The 17,363-nt window shown below is 71.0% G+C and carries 13 protein-coding genes; 11 read left to right on the top strand and 2 right to left on the bottom strand.

Annotation, left to right across the window (positions count from 1 at the left end; genetic code table 11):
* The first annotated feature begins 59 nt into the window (after positions 1-59).
* The 11 genes from VZL07_RS04940 (at position 60) to VZL07_RS04890 (ending at position 14,004) form a co-directional block, all read left to right on the top strand.
* Positions 60-797 (top strand): PspA/IM30 family protein, encoded by a 738-nt coding sequence (locus tag VZL07_RS04940; RefSeq protein ID WP_426754175.1) that lies wholly within the window; start codon positions 60-62, stop codon positions 795-797.
* Between the two features lie 11 nt (positions 798-808).
* A complete protein-coding gene (locus VZL07_RS04935; RefSeq protein ID WP_426754174.1) occupies positions 809-1,996 on the top strand; it encodes an ABC transporter substrate-binding protein in 1,188 nt (395 codons plus the stop codon).
* A gap of 11 nt (positions 1,997-2,007) precedes the next feature.
* A complete protein-coding gene (locus VZL07_RS04930; RefSeq protein ID WP_426754173.1) occupies positions 2,008-2,811 on the top strand; it encodes a hypothetical protein in 804 nt (267 codons plus the stop codon).
* A 176-nt stretch (positions 2,812-2,987) separates the two neighbouring features.
* The gene (locus tag VZL07_RS04925) at positions 2,988-4,637 is read left to right on the top strand and encodes a hypothetical protein (RefSeq protein ID WP_426754172.1); all 1,650 of its coding nucleotides are present in this window, start codon (positions 2,988-2,990) and stop codon (positions 4,635-4,637) included.
* Entirely contained in the window at positions 4,634-5,335 is a 702-nt protein-coding gene (locus VZL07_RS04920; RefSeq protein WP_426754171.1) for an ABC transporter ATP-binding protein, read from the top strand. Before VZL07_RS04925 ends, VZL07_RS04920 begins: the two co-directional genes overlap by 4 nt.
* The gene (locus VZL07_RS04915; protein ID WP_426754170.1) at positions 5,332-6,615 is read left to right on the top strand and encodes an ABC transporter permease; all 1,284 of its coding nucleotides are present in this window, start codon (positions 5,332-5,334) and stop codon (positions 6,613-6,615) included. The genes VZL07_RS04920 and VZL07_RS04915 overlap by 4 nt, the downstream gene beginning before the upstream one ends.
* Positions 6,612-7,391 (top strand): hypothetical protein, encoded by a 780-nt coding sequence (locus tag VZL07_RS04910; protein ID WP_426754169.1) that lies wholly within the window; start codon positions 6,612-6,614, stop codon positions 7,389-7,391. The genes VZL07_RS04915 and VZL07_RS04910 overlap by 4 nt, the downstream gene beginning before the upstream one ends.
* Before the next feature lie 100 nt (positions 7,392-7,491).
* Positions 7,492-10,032: a protein kinase domain-containing protein gene (locus VZL07_RS04905; protein ID WP_426754168.1), complete on the top strand. Its 2,541-nt coding sequence runs from the start codon at positions 7,492-7,494 to the stop codon at positions 10,030-10,032.
* 74 nt (positions 10,033-10,106) lie between these two features.
* Complete coding sequence (locus VZL07_RS04900; protein WP_426754167.1) at positions 10,107-11,864, top strand: ATP-binding protein; 1,758 nt, start codon at positions 10,107-10,109, stop codon at positions 11,862-11,864.
* A 58-nt stretch (positions 11,865-11,922) separates the two neighbouring features.
* The gene (locus VZL07_RS04895; RefSeq protein WP_426754166.1) at positions 11,923-12,480 is read left to right on the top strand and encodes a gamma-glutamylcyclotransferase; all 558 of its coding nucleotides are present in this window, start codon (positions 11,923-11,925) and stop codon (positions 12,478-12,480) included.
* 264 nt (positions 12,481-12,744) lie between these two features.
* Positions 12,745-14,004, top strand: coding sequence for a DNA/RNA non-specific endonuclease (locus VZL07_RS04890; RefSeq protein ID WP_426757235.1), 1,260 nt, complete (start codon positions 12,745-12,747; stop codon positions 14,002-14,004).
* Between the two features lie 40 nt (positions 14,005-14,044).
* Here the strand turns inward: VZL07_RS04890 and VZL07_RS04885 are convergent, their stop codons facing one another.
* Positions 14,045-14,842 carry a L,D-transpeptidase family protein gene (locus tag VZL07_RS04885; protein ID WP_426754165.1) on the bottom strand — a complete coding sequence of 266 codons (798 nt, stop codon included), beginning with the start codon at positions 14,840-14,842 and terminating at the stop codon, positions 14,045-14,047.
* 387 nt (positions 14,843-15,229) lie between these two features.
* Entirely contained in the window at positions 15,230-17,017 is a 1,788-nt protein-coding gene (locus VZL07_RS04880) for a LysM peptidoglycan-binding domain-containing protein (RefSeq protein ID WP_426757234.1), read from the bottom strand.
* Positions 17,018-17,363 lie beyond the last annotated feature (346 nt).

Raw genomic sequence — 17,363 nt, 5'->3', positions numbered from 1 at the left:
CGCCCCGGGGATCGTGTAAGGTGGCTGCAAGTAGGTCTGGATGGAGGTAGACCGCCGATATGTGGCAACGATTCAAGAGAGCAATGCGCAGCTTCGCCGGCTTCTTCGTCTCCTCCATCGAGGACCCGGAGCTGATTCTCGAGCAGAACGTCCGTGACCTGAACGACCAGGTCCCGAAGATGAACGAGTCCATCGCCATGGTTCGGGCGAACGTGACGCTGCTGGAGAAGGAGAACGCCAAGTACCAGGAGGACGTGCGCTCGCTGACGTCCAAGGTCAAGGCCGCCATCCAGGCGGGCCGCGACGACCTGGCCGCGCAGTACGCCTCCAAGCTCCAGATCGAGAAGGACGCGCTCGCCCGCAACGACCAGCAGCTGGCCACCGCGCGCCAGGCCTACGAGAAGGCCCTGTCGGTGAAGAAGGCGTTCATGCGCGAGAAGGAGCGCAAGACGCAGGAGGCCATGAACGCCATCCGCGAGGCGCGCCGCGCCAAGTGGCAGGCCAAGGTCGCCGACACGATGGAGTCCTTCACCGTGGCGGGCATCGACTCGACGCACGACGAGATGCTGCGCAAGGTGCAGGAGAAGTCCGCCATCAACGAGGCCCGCATGCAGATGGCCCTCGAGTCGGTGGACCACACCGCGGCGTCCATCGAGGAAGAGGCCGAGAAGATCCAGGCCAACGAGCTGGTGAAGCAATTCAAGATGGAGATGGGCCTCATGAGCAGCCCGGCCCCGGTGTCCGAGGTCGGCAGCGGCCCGGAGAAGACCATCGGCAAGAAGGTGGGAGTCGAGTAAGCCCGTCTTGAATGAAGCTCCACCGCGGTCCAGGTCTCTTCCTCTTCCTGTTCCTCTGCGTGCTCGGCGCGAGCTATGCGCTCGCGTCGCGCCTGGGGTATCTGGACCGCCTCCAGGAGCGGTACTTCCCGTCCACGCGTGAGGCCGTCCGCCTGTCGCCCGGGGATTTCCCGGCCGGCGTGGCGGCCCCGGTGGCGGACGTGGCCTCCGTCCCCCTCCGGCCGGTGCTCATCGGCTTCAGCGCGCGCGGCTCGTCCGCGGGCCTGCTGGTGGCCACGGGCGGGGCGACGACGCTGGACAACCCGGTGCCTCCGGCGGGCGCGGCGCAGGGCCTGTTGAAGACGGCCTATGCGCTGGACGCCCGGGCGGTGCTCTTCGCCCGGGAAGAGGACCTGCGGCACGCGCTGGCCATTGGCGCGGAGAACGGCGGCGTGGACATGGCCATGCTCTCCGTGGACCGGCTGGCCGCCTGGGCCCCGGCGCTGCGGGACGCGGCGCCCCGCACGTTGATGCTGGTGGGGCGCAGCCGGGGGCAGGAGGCCCTGGCGGCCGTGGGCGTGCCGGACCTCGCCTCCCTGCGTGGCAAGCGCCTGGGCGTCTATCCCTACGGCTCCTCGCACTACTTCGCGCTGTGGCTGCTGGCGCGCGCCGGGCTGCGCATCACGGACGTGCGCTGGGTGGACCTCCCCACCACCTTGGATGCGGGGCGGGCGCTCCGCGAGGGCCGCGCGGACGCCGTGGTGGGGCTGTGGGGGGACGTGGAGCTGGCGGCCCGGGACCGGGAGGGTGCGGTGCTGGCGACGACGGCGGATGCCCCCCACCTGGTGGCCACGGTGCTGGTGGCGCGCGGGGACTTCGCGGCGCGCTACCCGGACGCGGTCCGCCGGGTGCTGCGCGGGCTGCTCGACGCGGGGCAGAGCGTGCTGAAGGACCCGACGGCGGGGGCAAGGATGCTGGGAGAGATGGCGCCGTACCTGGGCGACCCGACGGAAGCCATCCGGAGCGCGCCGCCCGCCACGCTGGCGGACAATCGGGCCTTCTTCGGGCTTTCCGGCGAGGCGCCTGTCACCTATGACGAGCTCTTCCAGAGCGCCGCGGCACTCTTCCAGAAGCTGAAGCAGGGCCCTCCGGTGCCTCCCGCGGAGGACACGAAGGACCTGGGGGCCTTGAAGTACGTCTCGGAGGCGCGCGGCCCCTGAGGAGGACGGACGTGGCGAAGTCGCCGAACTACATCAAGGCCGCCTTCTTGATGCCCGCCAACCTGGTGGGCCTGGGCACGGCGGCTGCCTCGGCGGCCATGACGGGCGAGCCGCTGCCGATGCTGGTGGCGCTGGGCCTGGAAGGCATCTACCTGGGCGTCATCTCGTCCATGAAACGCTTCCAGCGGGCGGTGCGGGCGAGCTCGCTCCACGACCCGGAGGCGGCGGCCAAGGCCCTGGACGCGCTCCAGGCGGACCTGGCGCCCTCGCAGCGCGAGCACTACCAGCAGCTGGTGGGGCTGAAGGAGAAGATCCTCGCCAACTACCGCAAGCTGCCGGGCGGCAAGGTGCTGGAGGCGGACAGCGAGCCCCGGCTGGACGCGCTGCTGACGTCCTTCCTGCGGCTCATCTCCACGCTGAACCAGTACCGCACGTACCTGAACAGCTCGGACCGCGAGCACCTCCAGCGCGAGGTGGCGGAGCTGGAGGCGGACCTCGCGCGGGAGACGAACCCGCGGCTGAAGGACGTGAAGCAGAACCGCGTGGACATCCTCCGCAAGCGCCTGGCGCGCTTCGAGCAGGCCGGGGAGAGCCGCGAGGTGGTGAGCCACCAGCTCGCGGGCATCGAGGACCTGATGCGGCTGACGCACGAGCAGTCGGTGGCCATCCGCGACCCGGAGGTCGTCAACCGCCAGCTCACCATGCTGAGCGCGGAGGCCGAGGCCACCGAGGAGTCCGTGCGGCAGATGGAGCAGTTCCTCGAGTTCTCCGAGGAGACGCGCGGCCCGCTCCCGCATGGCAGCCGGGTGCGGTGAGGGGCTCCGCGCCAGGGCCCGCTGCCACCGGTGGGTCGCCTGCCCGCGCCGTGACGCGCCGCGCGCGGAAGGGGCGCCCGCCTTTCGCCGCCTGCCCATCAATCGGGCTCCCGGATGGGGGCAGGGGCACCCACGAATCGGTTGACTCTCCGCCCCAGGCATCCTGAGGTGCCCGCATGCTCCGCCGAGTCTGGCTTCCGTCCCTCCTCCTCGTGCTCGCCGTCGCGGGCTGCTCCCGTTGTGGCAAGGACGCGGACACCGCCGCCCCGGCCGCGACGGTGGGTGTGGCCCGCTATCTGCCGCGTGACGCGCAGGCCGCCGTGGTCATCAATGACCTGGGGGCGCTGGGAGAGAAGCTCGCCCGCTTCCAGAAGCTGAAGGCCGCCTCGTTCGCCGCGCAGCTCCAGAACTTCTCCACCGCCGAGGGGTACGTCTCCGCGGTGATGCGTCAGATTGGCGTGGACCTGCGCAGCCGTCAGGCGCTGGAGGCCGCCGGCATCGCACCGGAGCTCGGCGCTGGCGCGGCGTTCCTGGGCGCAAACCGCGCCATCTCCGTGGTGGGCGTGAAGGACGCCGGCAAGCTCGAGGAGACGTTCGGCAACTTCGCGCGCACCCGCCTGGGCGCCTCCGACACGAAGAAGTCCTCCGTGGACGGCGGCGACCTCGTCACCTTCAGCCGGACGGGCGCCACCACGCCCTCGCTCGGCATCCTCTTCTTGAAGGGCTCCCGCTTCGCGCTGCTCGGCGCGGGCCCCTCTGTCGCCACCCTGGGCACCCTGGCCACGCAGCCCGAGGAGCGCTCGCTCGCGAAGGAGCCGGTGATGGCCGCCTCGCTGCAGCGGCTCCCCGCCGAGCGGGACTTCCACGTGTGGCTCCCGGGGGGCGCGGGCCTGGTGCCGCCGGGCACCGTCCAGGGCGTCACGCTCACGGGCCGCATCGATGACCGCGCGGTGACGCTGCGCGCGGACGCGCCGTGGCCGGACACCCAGGCGTCCCTGACCGCGCTGGACGCGGTGGCGCCGGAGAACGACCTCGCGGCGGCCCTGCCCGCCGACAGCTTCCTGGTGGCCCGCTTTCGCGGCGACCCGTCGCACCTCGACGGCGTGTGGCCCTACCTGGCGGGCGGCTACCTCACCCGGGCGGTGCAGAACAGCGGCCTCGACGTGAAGGCCGAGGTGCTCGACAACCTCAAGCCGGGCGCGGTGCTGGGCCTGTCCCTGTCGCCCACCGTGAACCTGGGCGCGGGCATGCCCGTGCTGGACCTGCGCCGCACCAACCCCTTCCGCTTCGTGCACCTGGCCGCGCTCGCGGACGCCGAGGACGCCGCGAAGATGCAGACCACGCTGGAGCAGCTGCCGCGAATCGCCGGGGACTTCGGCGCCAAGGTGGAGGCCTCGGAGGTGGGCACGCAGCGCGTGTACCTCACGTCCTACCGCGCGGGGGAGGGCGCGCACTTCGCGCTCGCGCCCAATGGCCGGCTGGTGGTGGCGTCGCCCAAGGCGCGGCTGGAGTCCACGCTGGCCTCGGTCGCGAAGCCCACGGGGGACGGGCCGGTGGCCGCGGACCTGAAGGACGCGGGGAAGGATGCGGCCTTCAGCGCGGTGCTGGATTTGCGGCGACTGGCGGACGCGGTGCGGAGCCTCCCCTCGGAGGCCTGGGGCATCGGCGGCTTCGCCATCAAGGCCACCACCGTGCGCTGGCTCGAAGCCGTCGACGACCTGCGCGCGGTGACGCTGGCCGTGTCCCGCAAGGACAAGGCGCTCCAGGCGGAGCTGTCCCTGCGCCTGGCGCCCGCCGCCACCCCCAGCCCGTCGGCCGCGCCGTGATTCAGGCCCGAGACGTCACGAAGGAGTACGTGGACGGAGACGGCACCCGGGTGCGCGTCCTCGACGGCATGTCGCTGGACGTGGCGGACGGGGAGTTCGTCGCGGTGGTGGGCTCGTCCGGCAGCGGCAAGTCCACGCTGCTGCACCTCCTGGGCGGCCTGGACGTGGACTACCGCGGCGAGGTGGCGGTGGGCGGCGTGTCGCTGCGGGGAATGCGCGACAAGGCGCTGGCGCAGTTCCGCAACACCCACGTGGGCTTCGTCTTCCAGTCCTTCCACCTCATCCCCAACCTCTCCGCGGTGGAGAACGTGCTGCTGCCCTCGCACTTCGGCGCGGCGCCGGTGGACGCCCGCAAGCGCGCGGAGGCGCTGCTGGAGCGCGTGGGGCTGGGCGCGAAGAAGGACCGGGCGCCGGTGCGCCTGTCCGGCGGCGAGCGGCAGCGCGTGGCCATCGCCCGCGCCCTCTTCAACAAGCCCCGGCTGCTCTTGTGCGACGAGCCCACCGGCAACCTCGACGCGGCGACGGGCACGGGCGTCATCACGTTGTTCCAGGAGCTGCACCGGGAAGGGCTCACCGTGCTGTGCGTCACCCATGAGGAGCGGATGAGCGCCGCGGCCGGACGCGTGCTGCGGCTCACGGAGGGGCGGCTGGTGGAGGAGCGCTCCGGCCTGCAGGTGGCCACGGGAGGTGCCCCGTGAGGCTGGACGCGCTGTCCCGGCTCGTCAGGCTGAGCCTCGCCCGCGAGCGCAAGGGGGCCTTCTTCTCCGCGTTCGGCGTGGCCATGGGCGTGGGCGCGCTGGTGTTCTTCCTGGGCCTGGGCCTGGGCGTCGGCGACGTCATCCGCGAGAAGATCTTCCCCACGGACGCGCGGCTGGTGGACGTGGTGCCTCCGGCGGTGTCGCTGGGCTCGCTGCTGGGCGGCGGCAAGCTGGACGCGCCCACCGTGGAGCGTCTGCGCGCGCTGCCCGGCGTGGAGGCCGCCTACCGGAAGATGAACGTGCGCGTGCCCGCGGTGACGCGCTACGACGGCGTCTTCTTCGGCAGCCGGCTGCGCATGGGCATGGAGGTGCTGGCGCTGGGCGTGGAGCCCGCGCTGGTGCAGGGCGACGTGCAGCTCGGCGAGTTCAAGGACGCGGGGGAGGGGCAGCCGATTCCGTCGCTCGTGTCCACGCGGCTGCTGGAGCTGTACAACAAGACGTTCGCCCCGGCGCGCAAGCTGCCGCAGCTGTCCGCGAACATGCTCGTCGGCTTCGGCTTCCCGGTGGAGTTCAATCGCTCCTACGTGGCCGCGGCGTCCGCGTCCGGGGCCACGCAGGCCGCGCAGGCGCAGGTGGTGGGCGCGTCCGACCGGGCGTTGCTCGCGGGCATCACCATTCCGCTGGAGGCGGCCATCCGCCTCAACCGCACCTTCGGCATGGACGCGGAGAACTTCTCCGGCGTCACGCTGGTGGCCACGGACCCGTCGCAGGTGCCCGCCATCGTGGACGCGGTGAAGGCCATGGGGCTGGAAATCGATGACCAGGAGCGCCGCATGGCGGAGAACTCGGGCGCGGCGGTGGCCCTCACCACCTCCGCGCTGGCGCTGCTGTCCATCCTCATCTGCATCCTCGCGGCGGTGAACATCGCCCACGCGCTGTCCGCGTCCGTCCGGGCCCGCGCCAAGGAGATTGGCGTCATGCAGGCGGTGGGCGCCTCGCGCGCGGACATCCGCGCCATCGTCCTGGCCGAGGCCGCCGTCGTCGGGCTGGCGGGCGGCGCCTCGGGGACGGCCGCCGCGCTGCTGCTGGCCCAGGGCGTCGACAGGCTGGCGGCGGGCTACCTGCCCAACTTCCCCTTCAAACCCGACAGCTTCTTCTCCTTCCCCTGGCCGGTGGTCGTCGGCGGTGTCCTGCTGGGCCTCGTCGCCGCGCTCGCGGGCGCGTACTTCCCCAGCCGCCGCGCCGCCGCCACCGACCCCGCACGCACGCTCGCCGGATGAAACTCCCCTCACGCAAGACGCTGCTTGGCAACGCGCTGAGCCTCATCGCCATCGCCTGGATTTACGGAGGCGATTTGTACGACGCCGTGCGCGCCCGCAGCGCCGACGTGTCCGCCTTCATCGCCCTGCCTTCCCTGGAGCGTCCCGCCCTGGTGCTCGTCGTGGCCGCGCTGGCCGCGCTGGTGGGCGTGGTGGGCCTGTTCCAGGGCAAGGAAGAGGGCTTCAAGGGCTACCGGCTGCTGCCCATCGTCCTGGTGGGCGCGCTCTTCGTGGACCTGGTGCTGTCGGAGAGCCGCACGCCGCTGACGTCCACGGACATGGCGTCCATGGCGCTCCAGCGCTTCCACCAGCTCGCGCAGGAGCGCACCTCCGCGCTGGAGGTGCCGGATGACCCGCGTCTCCTCCAACCCATGCTGGAGGAGCTGGGCCGGCCGCCGTATCTCGTGCGAGGGGAGCCGCTCCAGGCGTACGCCCTCCAGGTCCGAAAGGACTGCGACGGCCCCGTGCGCGAGGCGCCCGGCGTGCGGCCGGGGACGTTGATCTACTGCGTCGCCCCCGAGCGGCTGGGCGCGTGGATCACCGTGGTGGGGCTCCCCGCGGAGGAGCGCTTCGGCGCGCCCGCAATCGTGTCCGTGGCGGGTGAGGCGCGCTTCCTGCTGGTACGACCCATTCCTCCCGAGGAGAGCGAGCCAGGAACTGCTTTCCGCGACAACCTCGGTCCCTCGCCGTCACCTGCCGTTGACGTGGACGCGGGCTCCCCTCGGGCCGGGCCCTGATCCGCCGCCTGCCCGCCTGGTCAGCTTGGACGGGGCTTTCACGAGGTTGACCCCTTGGAGCCCCGATCGATAGGCTCGCGGAGAACGGACCCTCCCACACGTGACGACCACTCAACCGAAGCGGCAGCCTATCCCGTTTGGGAAGTACCTCCTTCTGGACCGCATCAACATTGGCGGCATGGCGGAGGTGTGGCGCGGGAAGCAGTTCGGCGCGAGCGGCTTCGAGCGGCTCGTGGCCATCAAGCGCATCCTTCCTAACATCGCGGAGGATGACGAGTTCATCTCGATGTTCATCGATGAGGCGAAGATCAGCGTCCAGCTGACCCACGCCAACATCGCGTCCATCTACGAGCTGGGCAACATCCTCGGCAGCTACTTCATCTCGATGGAGTACATCCCCGGCAAGGACATGCGGGCCATCTTCGACCGGTGCCGGAAGAAGGGCGAGCCCGCCCCGGTGCCGCTGGTGGCCTTCTGCGTGTCCAAGATGTGCGAGGGCCTGGACTACGCCCACCGGAAGAAGGACGGGATGGGGCGGGACATGAACATCGTCCACCGCGACATCTCGCCGCAGAACGTCCTCATCTCCTATGAGGGCGAGGTCAAGGTCATCGACTTCGGCATCGCCAAGGCGGCCGGCAAGGCGACCAAGACGCAGGCCGGCATCCTCAAGGGCAAGTTCGGCTACATGAGCCCGGAGCAGATTCGCGGCCTGCCGCTGGACCGGCGCTCGGACGTGTTCGCCATTGGCGTGTGCCTCTACGAGATGCTGACCGGTGAGCGCCTCTTCGTGGGCGACAGCGACTTCAGCGTGCTGGAGAAGGTGCGCAAGGCGGAGGTGCCTTCGCCCTCCACGTACAACCGCCGCATCCCCGAGGCGCTGGAGCGCATCGTCCTCAAGGCCCTGGCCAAGGACGTGGACGAGCGCTACCAGTACGCCAGCGAGCTGGGCGACGACCTGCAGCGCTTCCTCATCACCAGCGACACCATCTTCAGCCGCAAGGACCTGGCGCAGTACATGAAGTCCACGTTCGCCGAGGACGTGGAGCGCGAGAAGCAGCGCCTGCTGGACTACGCGGACATCAAGCCGCCCGAGGGCATGCAGGCGGCGCTGGAGGCGGCGGCCTTCAACAGCCCCATCCAGACGTCCGCGCCGCCCGCGCCGGTGCCGGTGGTGCAGCCCGTGGCGCCGCAGCCGCGGATGACGGGCTCCATTCCAGCGGTGGCACCGCAGCCGCGGATGACGGGCTCCATGCCGGCGGTGGCGCCGGGCGGCGTGCGCCGCTCGCCCACGCTGGCCGCGCTGCCGAAGCTGACGGCCGCCACCGCCGCGCCCGCGGCCGATGATGACGGGGGAGGCGCGACGCAGCTGGTGTCCAGCGACCACGAGTTCGCGGACACCCCGGAGCCCACCACGCAGCCGGGGGCCGCCGTCGGGCGCGCCATCACGCCGCTGGAGGTGCCAGCGCCGCCCCCGGGCCATGACGAGGACGCGGAGCAGGTGACCGGCAGGACGGCGGTCATCCCGCCCCCCGCGCCGCTGCCGCCTACCCCGGCCAACCCGCCCCGGCTGTCGCACGCGAACATCCCGGTGATGCGGCCGTCCCCGGCGGTGCCCACGCTGGCTCCCCTGGAGGCTGCGCCGCCTCCGCCGCCCGCGTCCGGACCCGCGCCGCGCTCGAGCCGGGGCGGTGGGCTGCCGCGCATGACGCGGGACGTCCCCGTGGTGCAGGACGGACCGGCACGGCCCGCGCCGCCGGCCCCCCTCGCTCCCGTCTACGACGAGGAGGAGGATCCGCAGGAGCGCCCCACGGGGGCCATGGCCGCTGTCACGCCTCGCGATCCGAAGAAGAAGAAGCTGGTGCTGGGCGCCGTGGGCGCGGCCGCCTTGCTCGTGCTGGGGTTGCTCGGCTGGGCGCTGTCCGGACCGGGCGTGGGCTACGTGCTGGTGGACCTGCAGGGCGTGCCTTCCGAGGTGCGGAGCCGGGTGCAGGTGCGCCTGGACACGCAGCTGATACCCCTGGAGGGCGGCAGCGCGACGCTGCTGCGCGAGGTGCCCGCCGGCAAGGTCATGGTGGTGGTGAGCGCCGAGGGCTACAGCACCTTCACCAAGACGGTGGAGGTCGCCGCGGGCAAGGACGTCACGCCCGTGCAGGCGGTGCTGGAGAGCCTGGTGCGCACCTCGGCGCTGGTGCTCACCACGGAGCCGCCCACGGCCGAGGTGAAGGTGGACGGCCGGGTGGTGCGCGAGCAGGGGAAGACGGCCGCGTACATCAAGGACGTGCCGCTCAACGGTCCGGAGTGGGTGGTGGAGGTGAGCGCGCCCGGCCACAAGCCCGCGTCGAAGCGCGTGCCGGTGTCCGGCGGCGGGCCGGTGGAGGTGGCGCTCAAGCTGGAGCCGCTGGTGGTGAAGGTGGCGGTGAAGGTGGAGTCGCGCCCGGCCGGTGCCACCATCTTCGTGGATGGCAAGGACGTGGGGGCCGTCACGCCCGCCGTCGTGCAGGTGTCCCCAGAGGCCCGGCAGCTCACCTTGAAGCTGCGGTGCCACAACGAGGCGGACATCGACGTCCCGGACGCGGCGCCAGGCAATGAGCCGGCGACCGCGAGCGTTTCCCTCAAGCGGCAGCCGCGCTGCCGTTAGCCGAAGGCCCGCTTCCCAGCCGGGAGCGGGCGCGCCAGCTCCCCAGGCGGTGGAGCGAGAGGAGGCGGGAGTTCGTGAGCAAGGTGCGCAAGGTGAGCAAGGCGGATCCGCTGGCGGAGCTGCCTCGCTGGGCCCAGCAGCTGGCCCGGAAGTACTACACGAAGACGGTCAGTGCCTTCCTGCTGTACGGGGCCGTGAGGGACCTGCAGCCCCTGCAGCTGGAGGACGGCGGGCGCGGCTTTGGCACGCTGAAGACGTTCCTCTCCGAGGAGCTCTTCGGCGGCCGGGACCACGTGCTCTTCTATGACCGCTCGTCCGGCATCCGCTCGGCGACGCCGGAGACGCAGAAGGACCTGCAGCGGGCCATGGCGGGCTACGACGCCATGTACGGCACGGACTACGCCAAGGTCATGCCGAGAGACCCGGGCCGCGCGCTCCAGATTCTGGAGAACTTCCTGCGCATGCGCCTGAGCGAGGGCCGCTCGCTGGCGCTCATCATCGACTTCGCGGAGACGCTCGTTCCGGGCGGGGAGATGAGCCACCTGTCCAGCGAGGACCGCTTCGTGGTGGCCACGCTCGACAAGTGGGCGCATGACCCGCAGTTCCTCGCGGGCGACGTGTCCGTGGTGCTGCTGGCGGAGAACCTGGCGGACGTGTCGCCGCGCATCAGCCGCAACCCGTACGTGGCGCCCATCGAGCTGCCCCTGCCCACCGAGGAGGAGCGGCTGGAGTACGTGCGCTACAAGCTGGAGGGCAAGCGGCTCCAGTCCGTGTCGGACGTGCCGCTGGCGGGCCTGGCGAAGATGACCGCGGGCCTGTCCCGCATCAACCTGGACCGCGTGCTCACCGAGGCGCTCGAGCGCGAGGTGCGCATCACCTCCGAGCTGCTCAAGGAGAAGAAGCGCGAAATCATCCAGGCGGAGTGCCACGGCCTGCTGGAGTTCATCGAGCCGGTGCACACGCTGGACGCGGTGGCGGGCCACGCCAAGGCGAAGCAGATGCTGCGGCAGGCCGCCGCGGCCCTGAAGAAGGGGCGCCTGGAGGTCATGCCCATGGGCTACCTGCTGGCGGGCCCCGTGGGCACGGGCAAGACGTTCATGGTGAGCTGCTTCGCGGGGGAGATTGGCATCCCCGTGGTGAAGTTCCTCAACTTCCGCAGCCAGTGGCAGGGCGTCACCGAGGCGAACCTCGAGAAGATCTTCAACCTGCTCAAGGCCCTGTGGCCGGTGGCGGTGATGATTGACGAGGCGGACACCTTCCTCGGCAACCGTGACTCCGGCGGGGACTCCGGGACGAGCAGCCGCGTGTTCGGCTCCATCGCCTCGTTCATGGGCAATACGTTCTACCGCGGGAAGATTGTCTGGTTCCTGATGACGGCGCGGCCGGACCTGCTGCCCATCGACCTCAAGCGGCAGGGCCGCGCGGAGGAGCACCTGGCGCTCTTCTACCCGCAGACGGACGCGGAGCGGGACGAGCTGTTCCAGGTCATGTCCAAGAAGACAGGCGTCTCCGTGGACGGCATCGAGTCCTTCTCCACGCTGATTCCCGAGGGCGTGCGCGCCTTCAGCGGCGCGGACATCGAGGCCGTCATGGTGCGCTCGAAGTTCCGTGCGCTGGCCGAGGGCCGCGAGGCGGTGACGAAGGACGACCTGGCCGCGGTGCTCGCGGACTTCGTGCCGCCCAGCTATCCGTTGGAAATCGAGCTGCAGAACCTGGTGGCGGTGCAGGAGTGCACCAGCCGCGAGCTACTGCCCGAGGGCTTCCGTCAGCTCGACCGGGACTACATCACCCGGCGCGTGCGCGAGCTGAAGGTGCTGCTGGAGTCCCAGTAGCGCGCGCCTCACCCCCAGGCGCTTGTCCTGGGGGCCTTTGCCCGCTGAGACTCGGGGCATGGCTGCTGGCCCCACTGCCCCGCGTCCCTGGTTCGCGTACTCCCTCGACCTGGCTCCTGTGATGGCGCGTGAGCGCCTCCCGGGCCTGCCACCCATCCCCGACGTGCTGGAGGGGGAGCTGGCCGAGGCGCTCGACGTGGACGTCGTCTACGACGTGGCATCGGCGGCGTGGGGCGGAAAGGTGGCCCGGCTGGTGGACGCGCCGGGCCGGAAGCTCCCCGGTATGCTGCGCCGCGTCGAGCCTGAGGACTGGGACGCATTGAGCCGCCTGGAAGCGGCACTGGCGGGAGCCACCGCCGTCCGCCCGGTGAAGGTGCGCACCTTTACCGGGGCCGTGCTCACCGCGTACGCCTTCACGCCCGCGGCTCCCGCGACGCCCGCCCAGGGGCTCGTGAGTGAGTCCTTCCTCGTCACCCTGGCGCTGTCGGCCGAGCAGGCCGGGCTGTCCCCGGACCACGTGGAGCGGCTCCAGGCCGAGGCCCGGATTGTCCAGGCCCTCCAGAAGGCGGGGCCCGGGGCCCTGGGCCCGTCGTCGGCCCCTGGAAAGAAGGGTTAGGCGGTTATCCCGGTGCGAAAGGAACCCGGGGCTCTATTTCTTCGTAAGAAAACGGAGCCGTGACGCAACTTGGCGCGGTGATCGGCCGACGATGGGAGGCGGGGCCCCACCTCGTGCTTCTCCTCGTCGGCCCCGAGGACATTCAGGATGACGCTGCGACCCACCACGACGCGAGCCGTTCCCCCGCGCCCGGCATCGGCCGCTTCGCCCCTCAATGCCGTCACCACGCCGGGAGGGAGCTGGAGACGCTCCACGGCCCGCGAGGTGCCCATCCAGGAGCTCCAGGAGAAGTTCGGCTGGGCGGATGAGAGCTGGCAGGTGGGCTTGATGAACGCGGCGGACGCCGCGAGCACCAGCAAGTCGCGCGGTGGCAACGGGGCGGTGTCCGCGGCCGAGCTGGAGAGCTACCTGGCCGCGCCCGGGGACGGGCAGTTCCTGACGTCCACCGCGCTTCAGCAGAAGCGGTCCGCGCTCGACGCGAAGCTGGCGCAGGCCAAGGGCAACGCGGTGGACGTGGATGCCTTCGACAGCGGCTGGCAGGACACGGTGGCCAGGCGCGCGGACCTGCTGGGCGGAAACGGGGACGGCCAGCTCAGCGCGGCGGAGCTGGACGCGTTCATCCAGGCGTCGAAGGCCGGGAAGCATGCGGACACGCGCTGGGTGCCGGACCAGCAGGCGGCGGCGTTCCAGAGCCGGGTGGCGGAAGCCGCCGGTGAGCTGGACCCGCTGCGGCCGGCCGGTGAGCTGGGCTCCGAGGGCCTGAGCCTGGTGAAGGAGTACTCGCGCCTGGCGCTGGACCAGGGGGCCAATGTCCCCACCTTCGTGAGCTACATGCTGTCCGCGTCGGACGTCCAGGAGACGCCCGCGGGGGTGAGCCGGCTGGAGAGCACGTTCGTGCGGGACCCCGAGCTGGGCCGCAACGGCGTCACCGACTCCGACTACACGAACACCGGCTTCGACCGGGGCCACATGAAGCCGGCGGAGGACTCGCCCACCCAGGAGGCGATGGACGAGAGCCACTTGATGAGCAACATCGCCCCCCAGCACGGCAACCACAACCAGCAGGTGTGGCGCACGCTGGAGCAGGGCGTCTCCGGCCTCGTCAACTCGCAGGGGGGCAAGGCGTACATCATCACCGGCAACCTGTACCTGGACGACAAGGGCCAGCCGCTGCCCCCCGAGAAGCGGGAGACGACGGGCGCGGGCGAGCGCCGCCTCGCCGTGCCCACGCACAACTTCAAGACGGTCCTCCACGAGCTGCCCAACGGCAACCTCACGATGTACGCGTACCTGGTGCCCAACATGAAGGAGGGGCCCTCGAAGAAGGAGGACATCCTCCCGCTGCTCGATTCGCATCGCGTGCCCGTGGACCGCATCGAGGAGCTGCTGGGGCAGGACCTCTACGCGAACCTGCCCAAGGGCGTGCAGGAGAAGCTGGAGAAGGGCACACCGGACGAGGGCGTCTTCCAGCGCGAGAGCCTGTACTTCGCCGCCAGCCTCTTCCGCTTCGCACCCGGCAACTGACGCGGGGCTTCGGCCCAGCGCGAAGCCTGGAGGCGCGGGCTCACGCCACGGGACGCGGTACGCCCAGGTGCGGGTCGTCCACGTGTTCCACGACGGCCACGCGGTCTCCCACGGCGAGCGCGTCGTGCAGCACGCGCACGGCTTCGTTCGAGTGGCGGATGCACCCATGGGAGACGTCCGTCCCCAGCAGGGCAGGGGCGTTCGTTCCGTGCAGCTCTTCTCCGGAGTGCCGGCCATCCGCCCAGGAGAGGTCGAGCATGCGCACACCGAAGACGTGGCGGTCGTTCCACAGCCGCGCGCCTGCGGCTTCGGTGGCCAGTTGATCCAGCTTCGTGCGGACGACCTTGAGCCCGGTGCGAGTGGGGGAGGCCGTGGCGCCCGTGGCGTTGGGAAAGATGTCCACCAGTTGCCCACGCGTGTCGAAGAGGAAGGTCCGGTGCTCTCGCAGCGCCACCACCACGCGGACGGGCTGGCCGTCGAAGAAGGCGGAAGGCAGTCCCCGGGTCTGCCCGCGCTTCCCCGGCGCGGGGGCCAGCGCGTCCAGCGCGCGCAGCGTGGCGGCATCCAGCGTGCCGGTGGGGAGGACGGTCGGGAAGGTTCGTGAGGCGTGGACCTGGAAGTTCCGCAGCGCTCGGGTGGTGTGCGGCCCGTGGCGTCCGTCCGCGCCGCCGTGCAGGGCGAAGCCCATGTCGAGCAGGGCGGTCTGCACGGCTCGGAGTCCTTCTCCCTGGCTGCCAGGGCCGAGGACCTGGGCTCCCGAGGCGACGTCGGCCAACTGAGGCAGGCCCGTGAAGCGCGCGTTGGCTGGAGGAGCGGCCGTGCGTGCCTGTCTGTTCACGCCGTCCAAGGATGGGAGCGTCCCGGGAGGGACGGCCGTGCGTGCCGGACTGTCCACACCGTTCAGGGACGACGGGAGCGTCCCTGAAGGCGCGGTCATCCGTGCCGTTCTTTCCACGCCATCCAGGGACGGGAGTGTCCCGGGAGCCGGACGTCCATCCAGCGCGCGTTGCATGCCGCGGCCGGTGGTGGACGAGGAGGCGCCTTCGGGAACTCGCTCGAACTTCGCTGGAGGCGACGTCGGGGGGACGCCCGGGGTGTCAGTCGGAAGGAACGAGAATCGTGACTCGGATGGCGAGATGGATGAGGTCATCCCCCGTCCCGGTGCAATTCGCTCGCCCGAAGCCCGACCTCGCGAGGCGCTCCTTCACCCTGTACGCGCCAGAAGCTACGGCGCGCTGAGGCGCAGCACCTTCCCCGTGGGGAGGGTGCGGTGGTCCTTGATCTTGTTCCACCGCATGATGTCGTCCACGCTGACGCCGTAGCGCTGTGCCACGGACCAGAGCGTCTCACCCTCGGCCAGGGCGTGGACCTTGCCGGCGTTGCCCGCGGGCTTGGTGGTGCTCACCGTGTGCTTCGCCAGCACCGTTCCGCCGCGCTCCTGCACGCTGGCGGTGGCCGTGTTGCCCTCGGGCCAGATGAACAGCGTGGAGCCCACCTGGAGCGTCGGGTTGCGACGCTTGAGGTTGTTCCACTGCTTCAGCGAGTCCACCGACACGTTGAACTTGTTCGCAATCACCCAGAGGCTGTCGCCGGACATCACGCCGTAGGTCAGGCGGGTACGCCCGTTGATGGTCTCCTTCTTCACGGGGCCCGCGGCCACAGGGCCCCGGGGCGTGCCCGCCGGTACCTCATCCTCGGGCCGGACCACCACGCCACTGCGGCGGGCCTGCGCGACCTTCGTCGCCAGCGCACTGCCCGCGCGCTTCCCGGTGGGAATCGGAATCACCAGCTCCCCGCCCACGCGCAACTTGTGGGCCGACTTCAGCTGGTTCATCTGGAGGATGGCCTCGGACGCCGAGCCATACTTCTCCGCGATTTGCGACAGCGTGTCGCCGCGCTTCACCTTGTGGATGCGGAACGTGAGCCGCTCCGCGGGGCTGATGCGCTTGTAGTTCTCCGCGAACAGCGTCGCCGTCCCCTTGGGGAGCCGGAGCGTGTAGGGCTTCTTGGTCGACGCCGGCGGGGTGCACCAGCGCTTCAGCTCCGGGTTGAGGTCCTGCACCGCCTTGACGGGGACGCCCGCCGCGCGCGCCACCACGTCCAGGTCCGCCGCGTCGGTGAGCTGCACCTCGTCGAATTCGAGCACGGGCTCGGGGTCGAACTCCTCCTCCTTGAAGCCGAACGCCGCCGGGTGCTTGGCCACCAGGGCCGCGGCAATCAGCTTGGGCACGTAGTGCTTGGTCTCCTTGGCCAGTCCGCGCTCCTCCGACAGGGCCCAGAAGTCCGTCGTCCCGTGCCGCTCCACCATGCGCCGGACACGCCCGGAGCCGGTGTTGTAGCCAGCCCACGCCAGGTACCAGTGACCCAGCTCGCGCTTGAGGTCCTTGAGGTAGGACGCCGCGGCGTGGGTGGCCTTGATGGGGTCCCTGCGCTCGTCCACCCAGAAGTCCTGCTTCAGCCCGTACTGCTTGCCCGTGCTGGAGATGAACTGCCACGGCCCGGCCGCGTGCGCCCACGAATAGGCGTGCGCGGAGAAGCCGCTCTCAATCATCGCCAGGTACACGGTGTCCTTCGGCAGGCCGTACTGCTCCAGGATGGGGTGCATCACCGGCACGTACCGGGCCGCGCGCGCCATCCACTTGCGGAACCAGCGCCGTCCCGGCCCCTGGAAGAACTGGATGTACTGGGCCACCAGCGGCTGCATCTCCACCGGGATGTCGTAGCGGTCCTGGATCTGCGCCACGTCGAAGGTGGCCAGGTCCGTGATGAGCGGAATCTCCGGCAGCTCTTCGTCCTCGCGGAAGGTGTGCTCGTCGAGGGCGTCCAGCATGCGCATGCGCAGTGGATTGGCGAGCCCCAGCCGCCGCAGCGACTGCATCACCTCGGCGGTGGAGCGCGACGCCGGGTCCAGCGCGGCGCCTTCCAGCGCACGGAGCTCTTCCAGCTCCGCGGACTCGGACTCGACCGCGTCGCGCGTGGCCTCGTCTTCCTCCGCGGCGTCCTCGGCCACCAGGGCGGTGCCGGGCTCCAGCGCGGCCTCGACGCCGTCGGCCTCGGGGGCCGCGGCGACGGCCTCCTCGGCGGCGGGCGACGGCTTCGCATCGGCCGGAGAAGCCTGGGGGGCGGTGGACGGCTTCGCAGCGGTCGGCGAGGTTTGCGCGGCGGTGGACGGCTTCGCATCGGCTGGCGAGGTTTGCGCGGCGGCCGACGACGGCTTCGCCGCACTTGTCTCCACGGTGCCAGCAGGCTGTCTGGCAACAGCAGCCGAAGTCTCTACGGCAACAGCCTGCGGCTGCTCGACGCCAGGCGCCGGAGCCTGCGACACGCCTGCCGACTTCACGGCTTCAGGTGCAGCCTCC

It is taken from the genome of Pseudomyxococcus flavus (assembly GCF_050038885.1).
Classification (GTDB): domain Bacteria; phylum Myxococcota; class Myxococcia; order Myxococcales; family Myxococcaceae; genus Myxococcus; species Myxococcus flavus.
Note: the sequence above shows the minus strand (reverse complement) of the source record. Positions and strands in the feature narration are given on the sequence as shown.

Excerpts from the sequence above, each read along its gene's own strand:
- VZL07_RS04940 (WP_426754175.1), top strand. The coding sequence starts at position 60 with ATGTGGCAACGATTCAAGAGAGCAATGCGCAGCTTCGCCGGCTTCTTC.
- VZL07_RS04935 (WP_426754174.1), top strand. The coding sequence starts at position 809 with ATGAAGCTCCACCGCGGTCCAGGTCTCTTCCTCTTCCTGTTCCTCTGC.
- VZL07_RS04925 (WP_426754172.1), top strand. The coding sequence starts at position 2,988 with ATGCTCCGCCGAGTCTGGCTTCCGTCCCTCCTCCTCGTGCTCGCCGTC.
- VZL07_RS04910 (WP_426754169.1), top strand. The coding sequence starts at position 6,612 with ATGAAACTCCCCTCACGCAAGACGCTGCTTGGCAACGCGCTGAGCCTC.
- VZL07_RS04895 (WP_426754166.1), top strand. The coding sequence starts at position 11,923 with ATGGCTGCTGGCCCCACTGCCCCGCGTCCCTGGTTCGCGTACTCCCTC.